Origin of the sequence: Thiohalophilus sp. (assembly GCF_046483665.1) — a bacterium.
Lineage (GTDB): Bacteria > Pseudomonadota > Gammaproteobacteria > UBA6429 > Thiohalophilaceae > Thiohalophilus.
In genome coordinates this window covers 97,331-118,048 of record NZ_JAWOCR010000021.1, presented here as the reverse complement: position 1 = coordinate 118,048, position 20,718 = coordinate 97,331, and the positions used below count along the sequence as shown (strand labels likewise).

The 20,718-nt window shown below is 56.2% G+C and carries 18 protein-coding genes; 4 read left to right on the top strand and 14 right to left on the bottom strand.

What is annotated here, in order from left to right; genetic code table 11:
• The first annotated feature begins 38 nt into the window (after positions 1-38).
• Positions 39-239: a hypothetical protein gene (locus tag R6U90_RS05755; RefSeq protein WP_410351718.1), complete on the top strand. Its 201-nt coding sequence runs from the start codon at positions 39-41 to the stop codon at positions 237-239.
• Positions 240-303: 64 nt separating this feature from the next.
• On the top strand, positions 304-780 hold the full coding sequence (locus tag R6U90_RS05750) for an NUDIX hydrolase (protein WP_410351717.1): 477 nt from the start codon (positions 304-306) through the stop codon (positions 778-780).
• Between the two features lie 388 nt (positions 781-1,168).
• On the opposite strand, the gene R6U90_RS05745 is transcribed toward R6U90_RS05750, so the two are convergent.
• The 9 genes from R6U90_RS05745 to R6U90_RS05705 all read right to left on the bottom strand — a co-directional run bounded on the left by R6U90_RS05745 (position 1,169) and on the right by R6U90_RS05705 (position 10,240).
• Positions 1,169-2,353 (bottom strand): O-succinylhomoserine sulfhydrylase, encoded by a 1,185-nt coding sequence (locus R6U90_RS05745; protein ID WP_410351716.1) that lies wholly within the window; start codon positions 2,351-2,353, stop codon positions 1,169-1,171.
• A 257-nt stretch (positions 2,354-2,610) separates the two neighbouring features.
• Positions 2,611-4,122 carry an amidophosphoribosyltransferase gene (purF, locus tag R6U90_RS05740; RefSeq protein ID WP_410351715.1) on the bottom strand — a complete coding sequence of 504 codons (1,512 nt, stop codon included), beginning with the start codon at positions 4,120-4,122 and terminating at the stop codon, positions 2,611-2,613.
• A gap of 66 nt (positions 4,123-4,188) precedes the next feature.
• On the bottom strand, positions 4,189-4,680 hold the full coding sequence (locus tag R6U90_RS05735; protein WP_410351714.1) for a CvpA family protein: 492 nt from the start codon (positions 4,678-4,680) through the stop codon (positions 4,189-4,191).
• Between the two features lie 31 nt (positions 4,681-4,711).
• Positions 4,712-5,287 (bottom strand): SPOR domain-containing protein, encoded by a 576-nt coding sequence (locus R6U90_RS05730; protein WP_410351713.1) that lies wholly within the window; start codon positions 5,285-5,287, stop codon positions 4,712-4,714.
• 37 nt (positions 5,288-5,324) lie between these two features.
• A complete protein-coding gene (folC, locus tag R6U90_RS05725) occupies positions 5,325-6,596 on the bottom strand; it encodes a bifunctional tetrahydrofolate synthase/dihydrofolate synthase (RefSeq protein ID WP_410351712.1) in 1,272 nt (423 codons plus the stop codon).
• Positions 6,597-6,718: 122 nt separating this feature from the next.
• A complete protein-coding gene (gene accD / locus R6U90_RS05720) occupies positions 6,719-7,579 on the bottom strand; it encodes an acetyl-CoA carboxylase, carboxyltransferase subunit beta (RefSeq protein ID WP_410351711.1) in 861 nt (286 codons plus the stop codon).
• A 12-nt stretch (positions 7,580-7,591) separates the two neighbouring features.
• Entirely contained in the window at positions 7,592-8,419 is an 828-nt protein-coding gene (trpA, locus tag R6U90_RS05715; protein ID WP_410351710.1) for a tryptophan synthase subunit alpha, read from the bottom strand.
• A complete protein-coding gene (gene trpB, locus R6U90_RS05710) occupies positions 8,416-9,627 on the bottom strand; it encodes a tryptophan synthase subunit beta (protein ID WP_410351709.1) in 1,212 nt (403 codons plus the stop codon). Before trpB ends, trpA begins: the two co-directional genes overlap by 4 nt.
• Positions 9,614-10,240: a phosphoribosylanthranilate isomerase gene (locus R6U90_RS05705; protein WP_410351708.1), complete on the bottom strand. Its 627-nt coding sequence runs from the start codon at positions 10,238-10,240 to the stop codon at positions 9,614-9,616. The genes trpB and R6U90_RS05705 overlap by 14 nt, the downstream gene beginning before the upstream one ends.
• Positions 10,241-10,674: 434 nt before the next feature.
• On the opposite strand from R6U90_RS05705, the gene R6U90_RS05700 reads away from it, so the two are divergent.
• Positions 10,675-12,114 carry a diguanylate cyclase gene (locus tag R6U90_RS05700; RefSeq protein WP_410351707.1) on the top strand — a complete coding sequence of 480 codons (1,440 nt, stop codon included), beginning with the start codon at positions 10,675-10,677 and terminating at the stop codon, positions 12,112-12,114.
• Positions 12,111-12,908 (top strand): nucleoside-binding protein, encoded by a 798-nt coding sequence (locus R6U90_RS05695; RefSeq protein WP_410351706.1) that lies wholly within the window; start codon positions 12,111-12,113, stop codon positions 12,906-12,908. Before R6U90_RS05700 ends, R6U90_RS05695 begins: the two co-directional genes overlap by 4 nt.
• A gap of 471 nt (positions 12,909-13,379) precedes the next feature.
• Here the strand turns inward: R6U90_RS05695 and truA are convergent, their stop codons facing one another.
• The 5 genes from truA to asd form a co-directional block, all read right to left on the bottom strand.
• Positions 13,380-14,186 carry a tRNA pseudouridine(38-40) synthase TruA gene (gene truA / locus R6U90_RS05690; RefSeq protein ID WP_410351705.1) on the bottom strand — a complete coding sequence of 269 codons (807 nt, stop codon included), beginning with the start codon at positions 14,184-14,186 and terminating at the stop codon, positions 13,380-13,382.
• Positions 14,187-14,199: 13 nt separating this feature from the next.
• Positions 14,200-14,889 carry a hypothetical protein gene (locus tag R6U90_RS05685; RefSeq protein WP_410351704.1) on the bottom strand — a complete coding sequence of 230 codons (690 nt, stop codon included), beginning with the start codon at positions 14,887-14,889 and terminating at the stop codon, positions 14,200-14,202.
• A 4-nt stretch (positions 14,890-14,893) separates the two neighbouring features.
• Complete coding sequence (locus R6U90_RS05680; RefSeq protein WP_410351703.1) at positions 14,894-18,094, bottom strand: FimV/HubP family polar landmark protein; 3,201 nt, start codon at positions 18,092-18,094, stop codon at positions 14,894-14,896.
• A 124-nt stretch (positions 18,095-18,218) separates the two neighbouring features.
• Positions 18,219-19,241: an aspartate-semialdehyde dehydrogenase gene (locus tag R6U90_RS05675; protein WP_410351702.1), complete on the bottom strand. Its 1,023-nt coding sequence runs from the start codon at positions 19,239-19,241 to the stop codon at positions 18,219-18,221.
• A gap of 119 nt (positions 19,242-19,360) precedes the next feature.
• Positions 19,361-20,473, bottom strand: coding sequence for an aspartate-semialdehyde dehydrogenase (gene asd / locus R6U90_RS05670; RefSeq protein ID WP_410351701.1), 1,113 nt, complete (start codon positions 20,471-20,473; stop codon positions 19,361-19,363).
• Positions 20,474-20,718 lie beyond the last annotated feature (245 nt).

Below are 20,718 nucleotides of genomic sequence, written 5' to 3'. Positions count from 1 at the left end.
CGTTTTTTTCATGGAACGAAACCAGCGAGGACTTTCCCATGCTTCCCAAACCGATTTACGAAATATTGCCCTATTTTTATGTGTGTTGCGGTATTGCCGCAATGCTGCTGCTGGATAGCCTAATGTCCTTTGTCTGCGGTCTGCTGATGAGTGTTACCGGTGTGCTGGTAATGTGGCTGCGAAGAAATCATCGCCGACCTGCCAGGCTGTTGCTGGAACAGGAATGGCAGACCGAATAACCCCTCACAGGCTGTCAGCCTGATCTGATAAGCTATTTCTCAGTAGATGTTGTGGAGAGTTTTTATGCCTTCTTTTCCCCAGGTGGCGGTTGGCGCCGTTGTTCGCCGGGGCAAGGCTATATTACTGATTCAACGGGGTACCGAGCCCAATGCCGGTCAGTGGACAATTCCGGGGGGTAAAGTCCGCGCCGGTGAAAGCCTGCAACAGGCGGCGGAGCGGGAAATCCGGGAGGAAACCGGCATTCATATCCGTGCCGGTGAACCGATTTTCAGCTTCGATGTCATTGAACGGGATAACGAAGGTGAACTGCGTTATCACTATGTCATCGTGGATTTACTGGCCGACTATCTCGACGGGGAGCCGCAGGCCGACGACGACGTACTCGACGCCGCCTGGATCGAACCGGATACCCTGGCCCGACTCGAGGTTAACGCCATAACCCGACAACTTCTGGCCCGGCTGGAAGCCGGGCGGGCTTCACACAAGAGCGAGAATCAAAAGACCGATCACCACCACCGAGATACCCAGCGAGACGAGTAAGCCTCGCTTGTTAGGATCGCGGGGATAATTGGCGTCGAAATCCTCTTTCTGATCGGCATCAGCACTCTGTTGAGAAACCCCGGAATGATCCTCATCGTTCATCAAAAAACAAAAACCCATTAAAATATAAAGTATAAGGTTTCATACTGCATCCCTCTCACGCTCTACCGCCATCAGCATTATTCCAATGGCCACCCTGAACTCTAACAGCACAGACAAAGCGAGGATTGTCAGCCTTTTCTGAGAATCATGTAGGACAATTCCTACAGAATCGTGAAACGTAATCTTTAACGTAGAGGCGCAAAGACGAAAAGATATAATTTTTAATGTTGAATTTTAAATTGTGGAATCCACATTGAATTCAGAATTCAACATTTAAAATTCAAAATTACTTCAGACCCCGTTCAAGGTCGGTAATGATGTCTCCGACGTTTTCCAGGCCGACAGCAACCCGCACCAGTCCGGGTGTAATACCCGACTCGGCGCGTTGTTCGTCGCTGAGCCGTCCGTGCGTGGTGCTGGCCGGATGGGTGATGGTGGTTTTGGCGTCTCCCAGGTTGGCGGTAATCGACAACAGGCGGGTATTGTCGATTAGATTCCAGGCTGCTTTCTGCCCTCCTTTCACTTCAAAGGCCAGTACACCGCCATAACCGCTCTGCTGGCGAGCGGCCAGTTCATGCTGCGGGTGCTCCGATAACCCGGCATAAAACACCTGGCTCACGTTGGGATGCTGTTGCAAATACTCGGCCAGCTGGCTGGCATTGTCACTGTGCGCTTTCATGCGCACGTTGAGGGTCTCCAGTCCCTTGAGAAAAACCCAGGCGTTGAACGGGCTGAGCGTCGGGCCGGCAGTGCGCAAAAAACCATATACCTCCTCACCCACCAGCTTGCTGTCTCCGACGACCGCGCCGCCGATGCAACGCCCCTGTCCATCAATGTATTTGGTCGCCGAATGAATCACAATATTGGCACCGAGTTTCAGCGGTTGTTGCAGCACCGGTGTACAAAAACAGTTATCCACCACCAGCAGACAATCATGTGCCCTGGCCAGACTCGCCAGCGCCTGAATGTTTGCCACTTCACTCAACGGGTTGGAGGGAGTCTCAAGAAACAGCATTTTCGTTTCCGGGCGAATCGCGTTTTCCCATGCCGACAGATCCGTTAACGGGACATAACTGGTTGCAATACCTGTTTTACCCAGATACTTGTCGAACAGGACTACCGAGGTACCGAAAATCGAACGGGAAGAGACGATATGATCCCCCTGTTGCAACAGCGCCAGACAGGTACTGAGGATCGCCGACATTCCCGAAGCGGTCGCCACACAGGACTCACCTCCTTCCATCGCAGCCAGACGTTGTTCAAACGTACGAACCGTCGGATTGGTAAACCGTGAATAGATATTACCTGGCAACTCTCCCTTGAATCGCGCCGCAGCCTCGGCAGCAGTGTCGAACACATAACTGGAGGTAGCAAAAATCGGTTCAGAATGCTCGTTTTCGGCGGTGCGTACCTGCCCGGCGCGCACCGCCAGCGTCTCTACTGCCCATTCCTTATCAAAGTCCGTCATCATTGTTCCTCAGCATTGTTCGATAAAACTCTTTCTCTCGCCAGGACTCAAAGGCGCAGAGAACAACTATTATCCTTTGCGGGCTTTACGACGCTACGAGAGATCATTTTCACTCCGCAGATAATAAAAAACCCGCCAAGCTGTTCAAGCCAAAGCGGGTCCGCGCTCGCTTTAGCTGAATTTATTACGCGCCCGCAAGTTGAGTTAAATCGGCGCGATGTAATTTATCATAGGTCAGCCTCAATGCGGCGTCAAGTCGCTTACATTGAGTTGCGGATTTCCACTACTTCACCGTCAGCGCTCGAATCCTGACTGCGCGCCTTGTCATTACGCAGTGATTCAATATGCTGTAGATAAGATTCACTGACATCGCCGGTCACATAGGTACCATCGAAGACCGAGGTATCAAATTGTTTCAGCCTCGGTACTTTTTTCTTCACCGCCTCGATTAAATCGGACAGATCCTGATAGATCAGCTTATCAGCGCCAATTGCCCGGGCTATTTGTTTCTCGTCACGACCATGACCGATCAGTTCATCCGCGGCGGGCATATCGATCCCGTAGACATTGGGATAACGTACCGGCGGCGCTGCCGAGGCAAAATAGACCTTGTTGGCGCCGGCTTCGCGCGCCATCTGGATAATCTGTTGTGAGGTAGTGCCCCGCACGATGGAGTCATCAACCAGCAGTACATTCTTGCCCCGAAATTCCAGCTCGATAGCATTGAGCTTCTGACGTACCGATTTCTTGCGCTGTTTCTGCCCGGGCATAATGAAAGTTCGACCGATATAGCGGTTCTTGATAAAGCCTTCGCTGTATTTAACGCCCAGGGTATAGGATAACTGCAGCGCGGAGGTGCGACTGGTATCGGGAATCGGCAAGACCACATCAATATCATGATTTGGCCATTTGCGCATTATCTTGCGGGCAAGATAATCCCCCATGCGCAGGCGCGCCTTGTAAACAGACACACCGTCAATAATGGAATCGGGACGGGCAAAATAGACGTGCTCGAAAATACAAGGTGATAACTGGCTCTGGTCGGCGCACTGACGTGTATGTGGGTTACCGTCGGAATCGATGTAAATCGCCTCACCCGGTTCCAGATCGCGTACCAGATCGAAACCGAGCACATCGATCGCCACGCTCTCGGAGGCAATCATATATTCGGTACCTTTGTCGGTATGCCGTTTACCGAATGCTACCGGCCTTATACCATAGGGATCACGAAAGGCAAAAATGCCCCGCCCGGTGATCATTCCCACCACTGCATAGGCCCCCTGACAACGCCGATGGACGGCACTTACTGCGGCAAAAATATCATCGGGACTCAGAGTGAGTGTGCCCTGGTTCTGCAACTCATGGGCAAATACGTTGAGCAGAATCTCCGAATCCGAGTTGGTATTAATATGCCGTCTGTCCGACAGGAACAGATCTCGTTTCAGTTCCGCAGCATTGGTCAGATTTCCATTATGTGCCAGGGCAATACCAAAGGGTGAATTAACATAAAACGGTTGCGCCTCGGCCGAACTGGCACAACCGGCAGTCGGATAACGCACATGGCCGATACCCATATTGCCCGGCAGGCGCAGCATATGCCGGGTATGAAAAACATCCCGCACCAGGCCATTATCCTTGCGCATATACATTCGATCGTCTTCGCAGGTCATAATACCCGCCGCATCCTGACCGCGGTGTTGCAATACCGTCAGGCCGTCATACAGCGACTGGTTAACCGCCTGTTTTGCCACGATGCCAATAATTCCGCACATTCCACGCTACCCTTTCTGTTACTTGTGCAAACGGATTACACAGTCAAAGTATAGTTCCATCAATGGTTATTCAAACTGGAAATTGTCGGCAATCGAGTCCGGTAACAGGCTCTGAATTCCTTCGGCAATTGCCTGAAACCGGAACAGAAAAAACGACTCGTCCCACCAGGGCTCTCTGGGCAGGGTTGTCAGCCCTGCCAGCAGGACCAGTATCGAGACAATCACCACGCCGCGTCCGAAGCCGAACAAGAGACCCAGAAACCGATCCATTTTGGTCAGCCCGGTACGATACACCAGTTTGACCGCGAAAAAATTCACCATGCCCGAGACAATCAGGGACAGGACAAACAACCCGACAAAGGCCACAATTAATCTGAATGTCGGATCCTCGAAGGTGTTGGTCAGTAACCTTGCCAGACCTGTTGCGAAGGTCAGCGAGACCCAGAACGCCAGAATCCAGCCGGCCAGCGACAATGCCTCGCGCACAAAACCCCGTAACAGACTGATGAACGTGGAAATCACCAGGATTCCCAGGATCGCGTAATCAACGCCCAGCATCAGTCCGCCGCGTATCCCGCATCAGATACCATCATGGGTGCGCAACCACCAGACCTTCGAGCTTGAGTTTGGCCTGCAACTCCTGTTGCAGCTTCTCAGCCTTGCTGCGTTTCACTTCCGGGCCGACCCGTACCCGGTAAACCGGGCCATTGTCCGTGGACACTTCTTCTACGAAGGTGCTATAGCCCTGATCGCGCAGCTTGTCGCGCAGTCCCAGCGCATTACTCTGTTGACTGAAACTGCCTACCTGCACAGCCCATGCCTTGTTGTCGACAGCCTGCGCGTCGGCTTGAGTTTCGGAAGGAGACTGCGTTTTCGCTGCCTCATCCCGGCGGTCGTTCGAAGATGCCTCATCCTCTTGCGCCTGCGGGGTATGCGCATCTACCGGGCTGCGACGAATCGGTTCGGCGGGCGGGGGCGCCGCAGGCGGTTCGATATCGAGGGTTTTGACCCGATCCACATGTTCGGGTTTGGCCGGTATATTGGATTCCACAATGGATAGGTTCCCGTCCCGATCTCCGCTGAGCAACATGGGGATGAAGATGACAGCCAGGGCGACCAGTATAATGGCCCCCACAATGCGTTGCTTGAGCTGATTTTCGTCCACGATACTCCCGACTCTGGGCACTGGAAACAGAGGCGTATTATAGGGTCTGGGAGAGGGCTTCCGCCACCGTATAAAAGGACCCGAAGATCACAATACGATCGCCGGGGTCAGCAACGGCCCGAACCTGTTCCAGGGCCTGTGACATATGGCTGCAGGGCCTCACGGATGTTGCGCCAAGTTCCCCCAGAACTGCCGCCAGCGACGCCGCGCTGGCCGCCCGCGGTATCTCCGGCAAGGCCACGGGAAACCAGCCGGCAATCTGCGCCAGAATCGGCTGCAGCGTCCCGTACAGGTCCTTATCCGCCATCATGCCGATAACGGCCCAGTTGCGACCCGCCACCGGCTCCGTGCAAAGCGCCCGGGCCAGTTGCTCGACCCCGTCGGGATTATGGGCAACATCCAGCAGCAGAGGAGGATCCCCCGGGATACTCTGCATACGGCCAGGCAGAACCATCCGGGCCAGGCCAGCGCCTATCTTGGCCTGATCGAGCGAAAAGTGTTCGCGCAGCAGCGACACCACCATCAACGCCCCGGCCAGATTACGGTACTGGTGTTCGCCCCCCGGCACCGGACGCGGCAGATCGACCAGCGTCTGTTGGGGGGCAACTGTGCACTGCCAGTCCCAGGAGTCACCGTGCAGCCGGTAATCAAATTCCCTGCCCAACCGGTATAAGGGCGCAGCCAGCTTGTCGGCCCGATCGACGATGGTCGCTGGCGGCAGCGGGTCGCTGCACACAACCGGTCCGCCAGGACGCATTATCCCGGCTTTTTCGCCAGCTATCGTCTCGCGGTCCTCCCCCAGCCAGGCGGTATGATCGATGCCGATGGCGGTAATCAGCGCCACATCGGGATCAACAATATTGACCGCATCCAGTCGCCCGCCAAGCCCTACCTCGAGCAATACGATTTCCGGCATCACATCGGCAAATATGCATAGCGCCGCCAATGTACCGAATTCAAAATAGGTCAGGGAGATGTCAGCCCGGACCTGATCCACCCGCTCAAAAGCCTCGACCAGCGCGCTATCACTCACGGGGGCGCCGTCGAGACGAATCCGCTCGTTGTAGCGCAGTAAATGCGGTGACGTATACGCACCGACCCGGTAACCCCCTGCCAGCAGCATCGCCTCCAGTGCCGCGATACTCGACCCCTTGCCATTGGTGCCGGCCACCGTCACCACGGTAAACGGCAACGACTCGGGACACAGCCGGGCGAACACCTCCCCGACCCGCGCCAGCCCGAGTTCAATCTCCTCGGGATGCAGACTTTCCTGCCAACGGAGCCATTCCGAAAGGGTTTTAAAACGCATAGATATTAATTGGTGTGGGAGGCGATTTTATCGGCGAACGGATTCGAGGCGGATGAACAGGAAGGATCGAGGTTACAAACTCAAAATAACCTCGTCCCTCGTCACTCGTACCTCGTCCCTTTTCAAAGAGAGGGTTGTTTGGTGAGCATGGCCAGCACATTGGCGAGGCGGTCGCGCATTTCGCGACGGTCGATGATCATGTCGATAGCGCCGTGTTCCAGCAAAAACTCGCTGCGCTGAAAGCCTTCAGGCAGGGTCTCGCGCACGGTCTGTTCAATAACGCGTGGGCCGGCGAAGCCGATCAGGGCGTTGGGCTCGGCAGCGTTGATATCCCCGAGCATGGCCAGACTGGCGGAGACGCCGCCCATGGTGGGATCGGTCATGACCGACACGAAGGGAAGGCCTTTTTTACTCATACGGGCCAGTGCGGCGCTGGTCTTGGCCATCTGCATCAGGGAGAACAGGGCTTCCTGCATGCGCGCCCCGCCACTGGCGGAAAAACAGACCAGCGGCATGTTGTGCTCGATACAGGTGTTGACCGCACGCACGAAACGCTCGCCGACCACCGAGCCCATGGAACCGCCCATGAACTTGAATTCAAACGCTACGGCCACCAGCGGCATGCCTTTGAGCGATCCCTGCATAGCGACCAGTGCGTCGTTTTCATCCGTCGCACGCTGGGCCTGTACCAGCCGATCTTTGTATTTTTTTATATCCCGGAATTTGAGGGCATCGACCGGCTTGAGATTGGCGGCAATCTCCTGGCGACCCTCCTCGTCCAGAAACTGTTCCAGCCGGCGGCGGGCACCGATACGCATATGGTGATCGCATTTGGGGCAGACATCCAGGTTACGTTCCATCTCGGCGCGGTAAAGCACGGCACCACAGGACTGGCATTTGCTCCACAATCCTTCGGGAACGCTTTTACGAGTGCCACCTTCGGTGCGGATCCGGGTGGGTAATAACTTGCTAAACCAGTTCATCGATGAACAACCTCAAGTCTTGTTGGTAATGTCCTGGCGGGCATCCATTGCCCGACGCATCTCGCCCAGCAAGTTCGTGACAGCCGCCACGATCTTGTCCGCCGACGTGATATTTTCTTCTATTTTACGCACCAGTGCACTACCTACCACAACGCCATCGGCCTCGGCAGCCACGGCAGCGGCGGATTCGGCATCCTTAATGCCGAAGCCTACTCCTACCGGCAGTTCTGTCAACGTGCGAATCGCCGAAACACGATCCCCGACTGCTTTGGTATCGATATTGGCCGCGCCGGTGACTCCCTTGAGCGAAACATAATAGATGAAACCGCTGCTGGCCCGGCTGACCACTGCCATCCGTTCGGGATCAGTCGTCGGCGAGATCAAAAAGATCCGGTCAATATCGTGCGCCTGGAGGGTGCGGATATAATCCGCGCCTTCTTCCGGGGGTAGATCGACGGTCAGAACCCCATCAATGCCCGCCCCGGCTGCCTCGTCCGCGAACTGATCGTAGCCTTTGACCTCGATGGGGTTGAGATAGCCCATCAGCACTACCGGTGTGGCATCATCCTGCTGGCGGAAGGTACGCACCATGCCCAACACATCGTCCAGGGTTACGTCATGGGTCAGGGCGCGTTCCATGGCTTTTTGGATCACCGGCCCCTCTGCCATGGGATCGGAAAACGGCACTCCCAGCTCGATGATATCAGCCCCGGCCGCCACCATGGCGTGCATCAGGGTCACAGTCTGATCCGGGGCGGGGTCGCCGGCCGTCACATAGGGAATCAAGACCTTGCGCCCGGCTTCGCGGGCCGCCGCAAAACAACCGGCGATACGACTCATAATTCGATCCCCTGATGGTTCGCGACTGTCTGAATATCCTTGTCACCCCGCCCGGAGAGATTCAATACAATGATCTGGTCCTTGCTCATCGTTGGAGCCAGTTTGGTGACATAGGCAAGCGCATGGCTGGATTCCAGGGCCGGCAGAATACCCTCGATCCGCGTCAGATCATGAAAGCCCTGCAGGGCTTCGTCATCGTTGACCGCGACATAATGAGCCCGTCCCGAATCTTTCAGCCAGGCATGCTCGGGACCGACGCCCGGATAATCCAGACCGGCCGAGACCGAATGGGTATGGACGATCTGGCCGTGGGCGTCTTCCATCAGATAGGTGCGATTGCCATGCAAGACCCCCGCCTTCCCGGCACTCAGCGGTGCCGCGTGCTGGCCCGTCTCCAGGCCAAAGCCGGCCGCCTCGACACCGTACATCTCGACCGATTCGTCATTAATAAACGGATAAAACAGACCGATGGCGTTGGAACCGCCACCCACACAGGCCACCAGCGCATCGGGCAGGCGTCCCTCCTGGGTCAGGATCTGCTCGCGGGATTCTCGGCCGATGATCGCCTGAAAATCGCGCACCATGGCCGGATAGGGGTGCGGCCCGGCCACGGTGCCAATGATATAGAAGGTATTGTCGACATTGGTCACCCAGTCGCGCATCGCCTCGTTCAATGCGTCCTTGAGTGTACGCGAACCTGATTCCACCGGTACTACCGTCGCGCCCAGCAGTTTCATGCGAAAGACATTCATCGACTGGCGTTGCACATCCTCGGCGCCCATATAGACCACACACTCCAGCCCCAGCCGGGCCGCGACAGTAGCAGTGGCCACCCCATGCTGACCGGCGCCGGTCTCGGCGATGATCCGGGTTTTGCCCATATGCCGCGCCAACAGGGCCTGACCGACGGTATTGTTGATTTTGTGCGCCCCGGTGTGATTGAGGTCCTCACGCTTGAGGTAGATGCGCGCGCCGCCGAGTTTTTCACTCCAGCGCCGGGCGTAATAGAGCGGGCTGGGCCGGCCGACGTACTGGCGCAGCTCGTCGTCCAGCTCGGCCTGAAAATCGGCGTCAGCCATGTAGCGATCATAGGCCTCGCGCAGCTCTTCCAGCGGCCCCATCAGGGTCTCGGCCACAAACCGGCCCCCGTAAGGGCCGAAATGACCGCGAGCGTCCGGATAGTGATATTTGGGTTTAGTCTCTGCCAATGCGTTCAACCTCTGCAATAAAGGAACGGATTTTATAGGCGTCCTTGATGCCCTTCTGGGATTCAACCCCGCCGCTCACGTCCACGGCATAGGGCCGGGCGGTAATCACTGCCTCGGCGACGTTTTCCGGGGTCAGCCCGCCGGCCAGAACCACCGGGGTAGTCAGGTGAGCCGGGACTCGCCGCCAGTCAAAACTGTCGCCCGTGCCCCCCGGAATACCGGCCTGGTAGGTATCCAGCAGTAACCCGGCGGCATCGTGATACTCCCGCGCCGCGCCCAGAACATCCGCCTCTTCACGCATGCGCAGAACCTTGATGTAGGGACGGGCGTAGCGACGACATGCCTCGGGCGACTCGTCGCCGTGAAACTGCAATATATCCAGCGGCAATGCCGCCAGTACCTGCCGGATGGTTGCCTCCTCGGCATCAACAAACAACCCCACGGTCGTCACAAACGGCGGTAGCACGGTGACGATCTCCCGGGCCTGCTCGATCTCCACCGCCCGTGGACTGGCCGGATAAAACACCAGCCCGATGGCATCGGCACCGGCCTGTGCGGCGGCAATGGCATCCTGCGGTCGGGTAATACCGCAAATCTTGACCCGGGTTCGCATCGCTATCGATTGTCCTGTAAAGCGCCGGACTCGCAAGCCGGACGTGTACAAAGGTTATTGATTTTACAGGTACTTAGTACACACCTGCAAGAAAAAGCCCGTTACACAGGTCGTCTGGTTGCACGCTTGTCCAAAAGTGTATTGTCGTAGTTTCTATGACAGGCCGTATTGTTGTTATATCCGGTAATCCCTGCGAAATTAAAATCGGCAGTCAATCTGTCGAGACATAAACCGGCGCAGGAAACAATACAAGCAAATATCGCTTGTTTGTTGTCATGGACAACAGGCTCCCGAACCAAAATTACACCGAAATCGGTATCGGGCCGTCAGCATAGACATAGCTGAAGGCAAGTGTTTATACTTTGACAACCAATCCCGAATCACCTGACAACCTGCCGTACAAACCACCAGCAAATAAAACAAGACTTTCGGCCGTGCAGTATAAGAAACCCTATTTTACAGCCGCGCTGGTAGCACTGTTGGTGCTGGGTTTTCTTGCCACCAGCGTCATCAGCTATCTGGTAGCACATGATTCGCTGCGCACTCAAATTGCCGATGAAGCATTGCCGCTGACCAGTGACAATATCTATTCAGAAATCGAACGCGATCTTCTACGTTCCATACTGATCTCCTCGCTCATGGCATATAATACTTTCGTGATTGACTGGACATTGGGCGGCGAGAAAGATCCGGACAAAATCATTCGCTACCTGAAGCAAATCAAGCAACGCTATGAAACCACCTCGGCTTTCTTCGTCTCCGAAGAACACCGCAACTACTATCACCCCGACGGTGTTTTGAAAAAAGTATCCCGGGATGACGCGGCCGACAAATGGTACTTTCGGGTTCGCAACATAGACGATCCCTACGAGATAAATCTTGATTTTGACACAGCGGATCGAAGCCGGCTTAGTATCTTTGTTAATTACCGGGCTACCGACTACAACGGTAAATTTATCGGCGTAACCGGCATCGGTTTGTCCGTGGAACGTGTAGCCGATATGATTGAAAATTATCAGCGCCGCTACAATCGGGACATCTATTTTATTAACCGTGAAGGCATGGTAACCGTGCGTGGCAGCCATTACACTGGAGCAAAACGGATACAGGATCAGCCGGGGATGAAGCGGGTCGCCACCCACATACTGGCCAACCCCAGTGCAACGGTAAATTACACCCGGCCTGACGGCAAAACGGTTTATGTTAACAGCCGACTGGTTCCCGAGTTCGACTGGTATCTTATTGTCGAACAGCCTGAATCCGATGCCAATGCACGGGTTCTTGATGCCCTGTTTGCCAACATCGTCATTGCCCTGATGATCACGGCGCTGGTGCTGGGAATCGCCTGGTTCACATTGCGCGGTTATCAGCGTCGTCTGGAAGAAATGGCCACCACTGACAAGTTGACGGGGGCCGCGAACCGACATGTCCTGGAGGTAATATTCAATCATGATATCCCTGCTGCCCGGCGCCACAATACGCCGGTCACGCTGGTCAGTCTTGACATCGATACTTTCAAACAAATCAACGACTCGCAGGGGCATGATTGTGGCGATGCGATCTTGCGCAGTTTTGCTGAAATTGTCCGCGATCACATCCGCGCCTCCGACACCCTGTGTCGCTGGGGTGGCGATGAGTTCGTTATCCTGATGAACGGCCTGGGTAGCGAGGAAGCCGGGCAACGGGCTGAAATAATTCGCGAGGCAGTCATGAAACACGTCTTTCGTTGCAACAAACAAAGCCTGGAAGTCACGATCAGCATTGGTGTGGCCGAATACAGACCCGACGAGGTGCTGACCGACCTGCTCAAACGAGCCGACACCGCCCTTTACGCCTCAAAAAAACAGGGCCGCAACCGAACCACAAGCGCATGAACAGACCTGTCTTGCCTGTTTTGATCCTGCTTGCGGGACTTTTGGTATCAAACCCTGTCTCTGCCCTGCAGTGGCAAACCACCGAACTGCATTATCAGCGCGGCACACTTGCCGCTCCCGCGTTTGCCGGCGGCGCCCGCAGCAACACAGACATACTAACCCTGCAACATGCCAGTGGCTGGGCGTTCGGCGATCTGTTCCTGTTTGCTGATTATCTGGATGATCGCCATGCCGATGACTTTAACGACAGCGATGTCTACAGCGAACTGTATATCAATTTCAGTCTGGGCAAGCTGATGGATCAAAACGTCGGCTTCGGCAGGGTCAGCGATATCGGTCTGCTGGCCGGGGTCAATTATTCCCGTGATGCGCGGGTGCGCAAATACCTGCCGGGTATCCGCCTGAGCTGGGAGTTTCCGGGTTTCACCTTTTTCAATACCGACTTCACCCTCTATCTGGACGACAGTGCCGGGATAAGCGGTGGCGGCGCCCCGGCCGAGGACGACAGCTATATGATAGATATCAACTGGGCCTATCCCTTTAGTCTGAGCGAGCACCGCTTCAGCATCGAGGGGCATGGCGAATACATCGCCGAGCGGGATAACGAACTCGGTCAGATCGTGCATGACTGGATTCTGTTACAGCCTCAGTTTCGCTATGATCTGGGCCATACACTGTGGGATGTCCCCGAACGCCTATTTATCGGTGTCGAGTGGCAATACTGGCATAATAAACTGGGGGATAAACAAACCGAGGACAACGTCCTTCAGGCACTGGTCGTCCTGCGCCTTTGAGTCAGAGCGTCACTTTTTGACTTTACTGGAAATAACGCCAAGTTCGCGGAGGCGCGAAGGTCGCAAAGATAAAATGATTTTTTCGTGTCCTGGTGTCTTCATGGTCGAATCCAAAATAGACATAACCACTGAAACACCGAGCAAACCGAGCACACCGATACGCACTGAAAAACAGTGGATTGGGTCCGTTCAAAAAGGTCACTGGCCCGACTAAACGAAGCGGTATCGGGCAACACCTTCCAACGAAGCATGCTGCAAAGCAGAATCTGATCGTGTCTTTCCCGGAAGCAGCGTTGTAGCAGAGGTTTAATTATTTTTACCTTTGCGTTCTTGGCGTCTTTGCGTTACTTCGACAGGATACGAAAAGTGAAAAAATCCCGCCGGGGGACGGCGGGAAAAATCAGCTATGGAGAATGCACCGTTAGCTGGAGACAGCTTGCCAGCGTCCCTGCCCCGGCACTTTGACCTGGATCAAATGACGCTGAAAAAATCGAACACACCGCCCGCCCCGGGATTATCCGCTCCCCCGGGCAGTTCAAACTGGGCGGGATAATCGACCCGCGTAAAATAGAGCCCATCCGGCGGTGCGGTCACTCCTGCGAGGGTGCGATCCCGTAATTCCAGCACCTGACGGGCCCAGTCGGGTTCGGCTTCACCGGCGCCAATGCGCATCAATACACCGGCGATATTGCGCACCATATGATGCAAAAAAGCATTGGCCGACAAATCCATAATAATAAAAGGGCCCTGCTGCCGGAGATCGAGTTGATAGAGCGTACGCACCGGACTTTTTGCCTGGCAGGCGACCGCCCGATAGGCGCTGAAATCGTGTTCACCTAGCAAATGCCGGGCCGCCTGCTGCATGGGAGGCAGTTCCAGTGGCCGGTATTCCCAGCTGACCCGTTTGTGCAAACAGGCCGAATGGATGGGACGATTGAAAATGACATAGCGGTAATAACGGCGCTGCGCCCTGAAACGGGCATGAAAAGTCTCATCCATCTCGCGGGTCCAGAGCAGGCGCACACCGGGTGGCAGATTACTGTTGCTGCCTCGCACCCAGGAAAATTCACTGCGCACGGCATCGGTATCAAAATGAATCACCTGTCCCGCGGCATGCACCCCGCTATCGGTGCGTCCGGCACACATCACTCGTACAGGATGGTTGGCCACCTTGCCCAGAGCCTTTTCCACCACGGCTTGCACATTCGGCGAGTGCTCCTGATACTGCCAGCCACAGAAGGCACTCCCGTCGTATTCTACGCCTGCCGCGATTCGCACAAGGTCTCCGATGTTACAGTTCGATAAAGGCGCTGAGGATAAAACCGGCACACAGGACGACCGGCCAGCCCCATTGTATCAGGCCTGGCGGCGCCGGAAGCTCGAGCACCACGGTTTGCCGGGGTTGTTCTGTGGCCTGCTCAAACAGCCGCGGCAGCAAACTGCCCAGATGTCGGGCAATGCGATTAATCCGGCCCTGCAGGCGCTCCTGTGGCGGTGGAGGCGGCGCGCACCAGTACTCCTGCTGCTGGTCGACATAGGCCAGAGTCAGGCTAAGGCGCACCGCGAACCGTTCCGGCTGCAGGCCGAGATAACGCAATGGTGCCAGCAGCCAGTAAAGCGCGGCAATTAACTCGACGCGGGAGGTAGTCACCAGCAGCAGGCCGGCGGCCAGCAAAATCAGTATCAGGGTGATACCACGCAACAGACCGGTTTCCAGGCCAATGCGGGTCGGTAACAGAGAATCAGGCAGCGGCCACGAGACGGGTAAGCCGGGGGTAAACCAGCCGTAGATTACCAGCACGGAAAACAATAACCAGCGCAGGCGGCGAACCATTCTCAGGGATTGGGTCAACTGAGCGAACGTGCAACGAGACAACAGGACAGTGATCAGCAGCCCGGCCAGAATCAGCTGTTCCTGATCCGGGCGTGCCAGCGCGATACAAAAGAGTAAAAAGCTGACTACCCGGATAACCGGATGCATTTACTCAGGCAATCTGCTGTAACAGTTGCTGGGCTTCCTGCTTCTGGGAATCATTTCCTTCGCCAAGGACTTCATCGAGGATACTGCGGGCCCCGTCGGGATCGCCCATGTCGATGTATGCCCGGGCCAGATCCAGTTTGGTTCCGACTTCATCACCGCCACCCAGTGACATTTCTGAATCCGCCGCATCGGAGGCATCCAGGTTCAGATCCATGCCACCCTGGTCACCCGCACCGAAGTCCAGATCCCCGGCGTCAATCGCCATAGTCTGTTCCTCCTCGCCTCCTTGCAACTCATCGCTGCCGGTATCCAGGGACAGGGTGTTGTCCTCATCGCCCAGATTGAAGTCGAGCCCCCCGATCTGTTCTGATGATGCTTCTGTACCGCTATCCAGATCCAGACTCAGTTCAGTTTCGGTATCAGGGCTTTCGGCGCCACTATCGAGATTGAATTCCAGATCATTTCTGGTATCGCCTTCGTCACCACCGAGATTGAAGTCCAGTCCCCCCCCTGCCTCTTCAGCCCCACCGAGATTGAAGTCCAGTTCCCCCCCAGCCTCTTCAGCCCCGCCGAGATTGAAGTCCAGACCACCGCCGGTGTCATCCTCGCCGAGGTTGAAATCCATGCCCCCGGCATCAGACTCTGCCGGCGTCCCGGCGGTTTCTTCGCTTCCCATATCCAGGTTGAAATCGAGATCCGAACCGGCGTCCGCCTGGCTTTCACTCGAAGCGGCTTCACTTCCCATATCGAGATTGAAGTCCATGCCCCCGGCATTCTCTTCAGAGGCCGCCGCGGCGGTATCGCTTTCGGTACCGAAATCCAGATTGAAATCAAGTTCCGAGTCGGCGCCACCAGTCTGCTCGGCGCCGGCAAAATCGCTGTTTTCAAAGACCCCGGTATCCAGACCGATATCCATAACCTGACTGTCGGACAGACCGGAGGAAGCTGCGCCTCCTCCCAGGTTCGGGGCAGCCGCTGCCGCGGCCGCACCGGCGGCGAACAGCGGATTATTCGGCGCCAGTTCCTTGCCCATAGCCACGACTTTTTCCCACTGGGGATCGGATTCGGCCTCGCCGCCGAGACTGGCATAAAACTCTTCGGCCAGATTTTCAAATGCATTACTGTTACCGGTAGCCGAATACAGTTCCAGCAACTTGAGTTTGAGTTCCTTGCGGCCCGGTTCCTGTTCGATCGCTTCCTGCAGGCGTTCTTCGGCGGCCTCATAACGACCATAAGCCATAAAGACATCCGCTTCGGTCAACGGATCGACTTCCGAATCTTCGGTTTGAATCGCGCCGGCACCACTGACAGCAAAGTCACTCAAAAATGAAGACTCACCCGTATCGGTGCTGTCCGTCCCGCTGGTTACGGTCGACGGGCCACCGGAGAGAATACTTTCCTGATAATTGCCTTCTGCCTGACGACGGCGACGTACCACGATCAACATCAAAATAACCAGTACCAGCAATACCGGAGCCGCTACATACATCAGCAGGGAATTGCCGGAGGCGCCAATCATGCCACCGACCACACCGACGGCGCTGTTGAAGATATCCCTGGCCATGGTGAGATACTCTTCCACCATGCCTTTGGGTTCGCTGTCGGTTTGCGGTGCACTCGCCGCCTGAGGCTCTTCTTCAACCGTCGGTGTCTCAGGTTGGGCTGGCTCCTGAGAGGCTTGTGGCGGTGCCGGTTCGAGTTGCGCCTCGGGTTGCGGAGCCATATCAGCTTCTGCTTCCGCCTCGGCTTCCTCGCGCGGCATCGCCGGTTCGGCGTCGTTCGCCTCTTCCGCCGGTTGCGGTTCAACCCTCTCTTCAGCTTCAGTGGCGGTTTCTTCTTCCGCCGCGGGCGTCTCCGGCACGGCGTTCAGTTCGGCCAGTTGCTGCTGCAGCGCGGCCAGTTCGTCATCCTTGACCGACACGGAACGTTGCAGTCGGGCCAGTTCCTCTTCCATTTCCTGCAACTGACGGTTCAGTTCCACATTACGCTCACGGGTGCTCGTGGCATTCTCGCGCAGCTGACGCATTTCATCCTGCAGGGCAACGAGGTCGTTGCTCATGGCCTCTTCACTGGCACCGGCGCCGGCCTGCAAATCATCTCCATCCGGCGAAGATAGCGTCAGTTCGCCGCCGTTATCAGCACGAACCGGTGCCTGTACGGCGCCGGCCTCAGCCACCACGGCCTGGCGTCCGGTCCGTTCGGCCATGGCCTGGCGGTACTCGTTCCAGCTTTCGGTCTGTGCCATATATTCATTGGCCGCCTGCTGCCGGTTCATGGCATCCAGCAGCGAGGGATCCTCGATACGCAGCACCTGGCCGCTCTTGAGGCGATGGATATTGCCTTCAATAAAGGCCTCGGGATTGCTTTGCAGCAACGCCATCATAATCTGGTAAATACTGGCCGATTCGGCATTGCTCTGCAGTTTTTCAGCAATGGTCCAGGCATTGTCGCCCTCTTTGGTAACGCCATAATCGAGTTCGCCCAGCTCAACATCACTGCGATAACCACTGATATCGATGCGCGGGAACAGGGAGCCGTCATCAACGAAGGCGTCACTGGTTTTCCAGGCTTCTTCTGCGGCGAGCTCATCCGTCGCCGGCGCCACCTCGATAACTTCCGGTTCATCCGTTTCTTCCGCCATAGCCGGCTCATCCGCACCAGCGGGTGCCGGTTCGGCAGGCATGGGCTGCGGTTCGGCCGGCACGGCGGGCTCAGGGCTGTAAGGTTGCGGCTCGTAACGCTCGATGGTGTCAGCCGGTTCCTCGGTTACCGGGGTCTCGGCCATGGCCGGCGCCGACTCGCGGCTGATCCTGCCGGGCGGATCCAGCAACATGGTGTATTCGCGCAACATCCGCCCATTGTCCCAGCTGAACTCCAGCAGGAAATTGACGAACGGTTCACGAATCGATTCGCGGGAGATAATCTTGATATAAGGATCCCCCCCCTCTTGCACAACCTCAAACTGCAGGCCGCTGAGGAAATGGGGGCGATCGATGCCGGCGCGGGTGAAGGCGCCTTCGGAAGCCAGTTTGACGTTCAGGGAATCGAGATCGGAACTGGTCGGTGAAATCAGTTCGATTCGCGCATCGAGTGGTTCATTGAGTGTCGAATTGAGCTTGATATTGCCAAACCCCAATGCCTGAGCGGTCAACGGCACCATGATCAGGCACGCCGAAGCCAGGCCCACAAGCAGCTTTCGCAACATAGAAATTCTCCAGTCTGTCATGCTCCCGCTCCCCTCAAACTGGCGGCAACCTTTTTATTCTTGTATATCAACAACTTATTCCGGTTTTTTGGAAGATTCTTTATGAGTATGCAGTAACTATAGCTTATAAATAGTCTTTTACCAAAATTTCTGCAATTTGAATACTATTTAATGCCGCTCCTTTACGTACATTATCGCTCACGATCCATAGATCCAGTCCCTGTGGCTGGGCGATATCCTCACGAATTCGCCCGACCAGCACGGCATTTTCATTGGCCGCATCGGTCACCGGGCTCGGATAACCGCCACCCCGCAAGGTGTCCATGACCGTGATCCCCGGCATTTGCTCCAGCAAGGCCCGTGCCTGGCCGGCACCGAGCCTGTCCCGCGTCTCCAGATGCACGGCCATGCCATGGCCGTAAAACACCGGAACGATCACCGCCGTCGGATTAATCGGCAGATTTTCATCGCCCAGTATTTTGCGACTTTCCCGTACCAGATTCATCTCCGCCCGGGTATAACCGTTATCTTCCAGCGGTTCGACCTGTGCCAGCGTATTGAACGCAATTTGCCGATCATAAACCTCATGTTCGAGTGGTTGGGCATTCAACAGGTTAGCGGTCTGCCCGGCCAGTTCCTTAACCCCGGCTTTGCCGCTAGTGGACACCGCCTGGTAAGTTGCCACATTGAGTCGGGTAATACCGGCGGTATCATAAAGCGGCTTGAGCACCATCCATAACAGAGTCGCCAGAGCATCAGGACTGGCAATGAGATTGTGTGCCGTGTAACCGGCCAGAGCCTGCGGATTGACTTCCGGTATCACCAACGGCACCGACACATCGCCGCGAAACCGGGCGCTGTTATCGATGACCACGCAACCGGCCGCCGTTGCGCGAGGCACATAATCGGCCGCGACTGTCTCCCCGGCACAAAACAGTGCCAGCTGCACCCGGGAGAAATCGAAATCCGTCAGATCTTTGACCACCAGCGACTTGCCACGAAATTCCACCCGTTTGCCGGCGGAACGGGCGCTGGCAAGCGGATAGATCGTCCCGACCGGAAAATCCCGTTGCTCGAGAATTTCCAGCATTACCTCGCCCACCGCGCCGGTGACCCCGACAATCGCGATATCCACGTTCTTATTCATAAAAATCGTTTAACGCAGAGGCGCAAAGGCGCAAAGAACGCAGAGAACTTATTCAACTGACTTTCACATCGATTACACATTACAAACTTTGCGCCTCTGCGTTGGATTTTTCAGCTGCTTCAGTGTTCGAGCAGGATGCGCAGCATGCGGCGCAGGGGTTCGGCGGCGCCCCACAACAGCTGGTCGCCGACAGTGAAGGCGGACAGGTAGTCGTTGCCCATGCTCAGTTTACGCAGGCGCCCGACCGGCACATGCATCTTGCCGGTAACAGTGGCCGGACTCAGCTCCTGCATACTGGCCTGTTTGTCATTGGGAATAACTTTCACCCAATCATTGGCCCGGGCCAGGATGTCGCTGATTTCATCCAGCGGCACATCCCTGTTCAGTTTGATGGTCAAAGCCTGGCTGTGGCAGCGCATCGCGCCGATACGCACGCAGATACCGTCGATCGGGATCGGCCGCTCGCTGCGTCCGAGGATCTTGTTGGACTCGACCTCGGCCTTCCATTCTTCCTTGGTCTGACCGCTGTCGAGCTGTTTGTCGATCCACGGGATCAGGCTGCCGGCCAACGGCACGCCCCATTGATCGACCGGATAGTCCTTGCTGCGAATGAATTCGGCCACCTGACGATCGATATCCAGGATCGCGCTGGCGGGATCGACATTGAGTTTCTCGACCGACTTGTTAATGGCCCCCATCTGCCGGATCAGTTCGCGCATGTGTTGCGCGCCGGAACCGGAGGCCGCCTGGTAGGTCATGGGTGAAATCCATTCGACCAGATCCTGGTCGAACAGGCCACCGATGGCCATCAGCATCAGGCTGACGGTGCAGTTACCACCCACGTAGGTCTTGATGCCTTTGTCCAGTCCGGCTTCGATGACGTCGTTGTTGACCGGATCCAGCACGATAATGCTGTCGTCCTTCATGCGCAACGTGGAGGCCGCGTCGATCCAGTAACCGTCCCAGCCCGCCTTGCGCAGTTCGGGGTAAACCTTCTCGGTATAGTCGCCGCCCTGACAGGAGATGATGACCTCCATGGCCTTCAACTCATCAATATCATTGGCGTCCTTCAACGGCGGGACATCCTTGCCGACATCCGGCCCCGGTTGACCGGTCTGCGAGGTAGAGAAAAACACCGGTTCGATATGATCGAAATCCCGCTCCTCACGCATGCGTTGCATGAGAACCGATCCCACCATACCGCGCCAACCTACCAGACCCGTGCGTTTCATTGCTTCACCTCGATCAAAACTCTGCTGTTATATACCTGACATTGTACCCCTGAACAGGGTCGGGGGACGAGGGACGATGCGTATGAGATATCCGATTGGTTCTACGCATTTCGCTTTTCCTCGTCCCTGGTAACTCGTCCCTGTTCCCTTTCAGGCTGGATTCCGGGTCGCGCCTCCGGCTTGCCCGGAATGACGGGGTAAGGGGTTATTTTCCTGGTCCCTGGTCCCTCGTCCCTCGTCCCTCG